Origin of the sequence: Chamaesiphon sp. OTE_8_metabat_110 (genome assembly GCF_031382685.1) — a bacterium.
Taxonomy (GTDB): domain Bacteria; phylum Cyanobacteriota; class Cyanobacteriia; order Cyanobacteriales; family Chamaesiphonaceae; genus Chamaesiphon.
The window spans coordinates 1-5,841 of record NZ_JANMZA010000501.1 but is presented as its reverse complement, the minus strand read 5'-3'; the positions used below and the strand labels follow the sequence as shown (position 1 = coordinate 5,841).

The 5,841-nt window shown below is 50.4% G+C and carries 2 protein-coding genes; both read left to right on the top strand.

Annotated features, from left to right (window positions below):
- Window positions 1–339 precede the first annotated feature (339 nt).
- Complete coding sequence (gene tyrS / locus RMO52_RS18315) at window positions 340–1,578, top strand: tyrosine--tRNA ligase (RefSeq protein WP_309738040.1); 1,239 nt, start codon at window positions 340–342, stop codon at window positions 1,576–1,578.
- A 295-nt stretch (window positions 1,579–1,873) separates the two neighbouring features.
- Window positions 1,874–5,841: amino acid adenylation domain-containing protein (locus tag RMO52_RS18310; protein WP_310417097.1), on the top strand; the 3,968-nt coding region annotated here is incomplete at its 3' end.

Sequence of the window (5,841 nt, the reverse complement as noted above, 5' to 3'; positions counted from 1 at the left end):
CAGCAATTTGCCCAATCCCGCCGAAGAAGTTGCCCTTTTCAGGCTTTTGCCCCATCGGTTCGGGTTGCTGTTTGGGGTTTTGTTTGTTTAAAGCTCTAGAAGACACTAGGATCTTTCTCTCTCAAATTAGGGACAATGAAGGCACGGACGATCGGGCACGATAGATATGAGTGCGATTGTAGACGATAAGTTGCCGCTGCTGAAAACTGGGTAGCTAGAAATATGAATAACGATGTAAAAGTAGCACAGTTTAGGTAACAACTATATTAAGCTTAACTGGCGACTGTTTTGACTCGTTGGTGTAACCTACCTAAAGGTAATCGATTTTCATTTTTATATATGAGCGTGAATGTGTCCGTGTCTGCATCAGATCGGTGGGATTGGTTATTTCGGGGTGTGACTGAGATTTTCCCCCATCAACCCAATTCTACCGATCCAGCGGAAAATCTCGCCCAGCGGTTGGCGCAGACAGATCGACCTTTGCGCGTAAAGCTCGGTATCGATCCGACTGGTGCAGATATCCATCTAGGTCATAGTATTCCCTTGCGGAAGCTCAGATCTTTCCAAGATGCCGGACATGTTGCTGTGTTAATTATTGGTGACTTTACCGCTCGCATCGGCGATCCGACTGGCAAATCGGAAGTTCGCAAGCAACTGACACCAGAAGAAGTTACTGCCAATGCTCAAGCTTATCTCGATCGCGTGCGCCCGATCCTCGACTTTGAGACGCCAGGACGCTTGGAAGTCCGCTACAACTCAGAATGGCTCTCCAAATTGGCGCTGGGGGAAACCCTCGAACTCCTCTCGACGATGACTGTCGGTCAAATGCTGGCGAAAGAGGGGTTTGCCAACCGTTACGAGCAAGAAAGTCCGATTTTCCTGCATGAATTTCTCTATCCCTTGATGCAGGGTTACGATTCTGTCGCCGTCCGAGCTGATGTCGAACTCGGCGGTACCGACCAAAAATTCAATCTCGCAGTCGGACGCGATCTCCAGCGCCATTTCGGACAAACGCGGCAATTTGGCTTGTTAATGCCCATCCTCCTGGGTACCGATGGCGTCCAGAAAATGTCCAAATCGCTGAATAACTATGTCGGTTTGGGCGAAGACGCGCTCAGCATGTACTCTAAGCTCGAAAAAACGCCCGATAGCCTCATCAAAGATTACTTTACACTGCTCACCGACCTACCGTTGGATCGGCTCCCAGACAATCCCAGAGCCGCCCAGAAACTGCTGGCCCTTGAGGTAGTCAGTCAGTACCACGGTCAAGCTTCAGCCGCTCAAGCTCAAGCCGACGCGATCGCCCTGATTACCAAACCGGGTCACAATGCCGGGGGCGATAGTGTCCCCGAATTTTCGCTCGCTGATGTTTCCTTCCCCACTAAAGTGTTTCAACTGCTGGCGGCGAGTGGTTTGTGTACTGGTAGCAACGATGCCAAGCGTCAAATTCAAGGCGGTGCGGTTAAATTGGACGGAGCCGCGATCGTGGATATTGAAGTCACCTATGATGATGCCTCAATCCTAGTCGGCAAGGTGTTGCAAGTCGGTAAAAAACGATTTAAAAGATTAGTTGATTAGTCTATTTATTACCTGTCTCAGCTAAATGGCGCAAGTATTTTTGAGCGCGATCGTCTAATTTTGGCGGTCGCGCTGATTTGCAATGCAATTGTTAGATTGCTGGATGGAATACTAACTCATAAGATTGAGGCGACGATCGACAAATATTTAAGTAATTAAGCTAAATAGCGTAGACAATTTATTCACAATATTTATCTATTAAAAGTGGTGATAGAATACACTACTACATCCGTGTGACTAAAGTAAGATGTGATATATTAGGTCGCCAATGCTTAGCAATATCAAAAAATGTGGCATGACAACTGTGAATCGGAAATTTAGCTGTTTTATCATTGGTCGGGAGTCATTTGTGCTTCCTTGTGCTAAAAGCCTATTAGAATCCGGTCATCAGATCTGCGGGATTGTCGAGACAGATAGAGCCTTGACAGCGCCACTGTCTGGGGCACTCGATCGGTGGGCAGAGTTACATCACATTCCTCAATTGCAACTCCCAGCAAACCTGTACGATTTTCTGTCTGGGCAATCGTTTGATTATCTCTTTAGTATTTCTAATTCGACAATTCTCGCGCGTGAGATTCTAGCATTACCACGTCAATTTGCCATCAACTGTCACGATGGCCCCTTGCCAAAATATGGTGGTATGAATGCGCCAGCTTGGGCAATTATTAATGGCGAACGCAGACATGGGATCTCGTGGCATCAAATTGCCGAGCGCGTCGATGCTGGAGATCTACTCAAGCAAGTCTCGTTTGAGATCGAAGAGTGTGAAACTGCGGCGACGCTCAATAGTAAATGCTATGAAGCAATTATCTCTTCATTCCCCGAGTTAATCGCCAAACTTGCGAGTGGGAATATATCGCCAGTCAAGCAAAATCTGCAAGAGCGCAGTTACTTTTTAAGTGCCCAAAAACCCAGTCCCGGCTGCATTTTAGATTGGCAGCAGTCCGCCCGATCGATCGCTGCTGTAGTGCGCGGACTAGATTTCGATCGGCAGGAAAATGCGATCGGCTTGCCCAAAATCGCCCTCGGCAACCGACTGGCGATCGTCATGGCAGTGGAAATTAGTACCGATCGCTCGACGGCACCACCAGGCACCATTGTCTCGCTCTGTGCCAAGGGGATACGAGTGAGTACGACGAGTGCGGATCTGCTGGTGCGTCAGCTCCAAACCCTCGACGGCAAACCATTAGACTTGTTGACATTCTGTGCGGGACGAGTCGGCGATGCACTGCGGCGATCGCCAGTAGCGCACGACATCGCTCAACTAGAGACAAGTTTAGCCAAACACGAGCGGTTTTGGGCGCATAGATTGGCAACTCTCACCCCGCTGGTGCTGCCAGAAATCGATCGCCCTGTTGACGTAGCTCTGCGCAGGCAGACGCTGCGCCTAACGGCAGGCTGTCGCCAACGCGTTGGCAACGCCTGCGCTTTGCGCTTACGAAACGAGCATCGCGGATCGGCGCTAGAATTCCAACAGGTACCGATTTCGCCAACGCTGAGGGCATTTCTAGCCGATCGCTACCCGACATGGCAAGTAGCTGATTTCTTAACAGTCGCGATCGTCGCTTATTTAAGCCGGATTTCTGGGCAAGACTGTTTCGATCTGAACGTCAGCTTTGCTGAGTTGGATCGCCAATTAGCGGGAATGCCGGACTTATTCGCCACTCAGGTGCCATGTCGGATCGATTTGAGTCGTTCGCCAAGTTTTGAAACGGCTGTTGAGGAGATCTCGCGCGAGCTGGCATCTGTCAAACATCACCAAACTTACGCCCGAGATCTCCTCCTCAGATATCCCGACTTGCAACCCCTCACGCAGCTTGACGATCGATTGCCTGTCGGTATCGCCCGCGTCGAGACTTTAGCGGGGAGTCCGTCCAAACAGTACGCGTCAGGACTGACATTTATAGTGCCTGAGCGCGGCGATGAATGGTGCTGCTGTTACGATCGACAATCGATCGCGCCCGAGCGCTGCAAGCAGCTACTAGAGCGGTTGTCAGTATTTATCGGTGGGATTATCGATGGTGTGGATCGGCTGGCTAGTCTGCCATTATTGCCCGCTGGGGAGATCGATCGCCTACATGGCTGGAATGATACTCACGTCGATTTTGGTGGTGCTGCGTGCATCCATCAGCTCATCGCCGCACAAGTAGCGCGGACGCCAGCTCGGATCGCTGTCGAATGTGCTGGGGAACGACTTACCTATCGCGAGCTAGATCGTCGATCGGATCGACTCGCCGCACATCTGACGGCAATGGGCGTAAGTGCTGACGTGCTAGTAGGCATCTGTGTCGAACGCTCGCTCGACACCATCGTGGGGATTTTGGGCATTCTCAAAGCTGGCGGCGCATATGTACCGCTAGATCCCGATTACCCCCAGGCGCGGCTGGCGCTGATTATTGAAGATGCCGGGATGTCGATTATCCTCACTCAGTCGCGACTTATCGCGAAATTGCCTGCCTATGGGGGAAAAATTGTTTGTATCGACAAACTAGATCCCTACCCCGATCGGTTACATCTGCTAGCTAAAGTTAAGCCCCACGATCTAGCCTATGTTATTTATACATCTGGCTCCACTGGCAAGCCCAAAGGAGTCGCGATCGAGCATCATTCTGTCGTCAACTATACCCTCGCTACCATCCGGGAATACGCGCTTACCCCTGCCGATCGCGTCCTCCAATTTACCTCGCTCAATTTTGATGTTAGTGCCGAAGAAATCTATCCCTGTCTGAGTGTCGGCGCAACATTGGTACTCCGCAACGCTGCTACGAGCGAATCGATCGAGAATTTCCTCCAGCACTGTACTGACTGGCAAATTAGCGTGACGAGTCTACCGACTGCCTTTTGGCACGAATTGACGACTCGACTGACTAGAGATAAATTATCACTGCCACCCACATGGCGATTGGCAATTATCGGTGGTGAAAAAGCCGCTCCAGCTAAGCTGCAAGCTTGGATGGCTTTGGAATCAAAAGTTCGCCTGATCGATGCTTATGGCCCCACAGAGGCGACGATTAGCGCAACTATGTGTGACGTAGCGAGTTGCGATCCACACAACCCAGCGATCGGACGCCCGATCGCCAATGTCCAAGCCTATGTATTGGACAAAAATCTGGCACTCTGTCCGATCGGCAGTCCTGGCGAACTATATTTGGGCGGTGCGGGACTAGCTCGCGGCTATCTCCACGATCCCGAATTAACCGCCCAAAAATTTATCCCCAATCCCTTCAGTCCCGATCGCACGGCGCGGCTCTACCAGACTGGCGATCTCGTCAAGTATTTACCAGATGGGAAACTGCAATTTCTCGATCGCTTAGACGAACAGGTAAAAATACGTGGCTTTCGGATCGAATTAGGTGAGATTGAAGCCGTGCTCGCTCGGCATCCCGGCATCCAGGAGGCGATCGCGATGAAGTCCGTCGGCGATCGTTATCAAAGTATCTCGGCATATATCGTCAGCCAGCCGCGACACCGCCAAATGCAGTGGTGGCCGTCAGTGGGCGAATATCCGGTGTACGATGAATTACTGTACCAATCGATGACCACCGATACCCCTCGCAACCAAGCTTACCAAGCGGCGATCGCCCGTGCAGTCACAGATAAAGTAGTAGTAGATATCGGTACGGGTAAAGACGCCATCCTCGCCCGCTTTTGTATCGAAGCTGGAGCCAAAAGAGTCTACGCGATCGAAGCTAGTCAAACAGCCTATCACCAAGCGATCGAGACGATCGAGCGGCTCGGTTTACAATCTCAAATTATCCCGATTTACGGTTATTCTACCGCGATCGAATTGCCAGAAGCTGTAGACGTGTGTTTATCGGAAATTATTGGGACGATCGGCTCTTCTGAAGGTGTCGCACCGCTACTCAATGATGCCCGCCGCTTTCTCAAAGCCGATGGCTGCATGATTCCACATCGATGTGCGACTAAAATTGCGGCGATTACGTTACCCGATTCACTGCGGGAACCCAGCTTTGGGGAGCTGACTGGACACTATGCTCGGCAGATTTTCGAGCATGTCGGCAAACCTTTTGACGTGCGTTTGTGCATTAAAAATTTACCGAGTAGTAATGTTATTTCTAATAGCGATACTTTTGAAGACTTAGTTTTTGATGCCGTAACTGCTTGTGAATATAGCAATGAAATTACCCTGACTATTACTAAGTCGGCGCGGTTAGATGGCTTATTTTTATGGCTAAACTTGTATACTGCTCCTGATATTGTTGTCGATAATTTAGAGCGTGATTATTCCTGGCTGCCCGTTTA

Excerpts from the sequence above, each read along its gene's own strand:
- tyrS (WP_309738040.1), top strand. The coding sequence starts at position 340 with ATGAGCGTGAATGTGTCCGTGTCTGCATCAGATCGGTGGGATTGGTTA.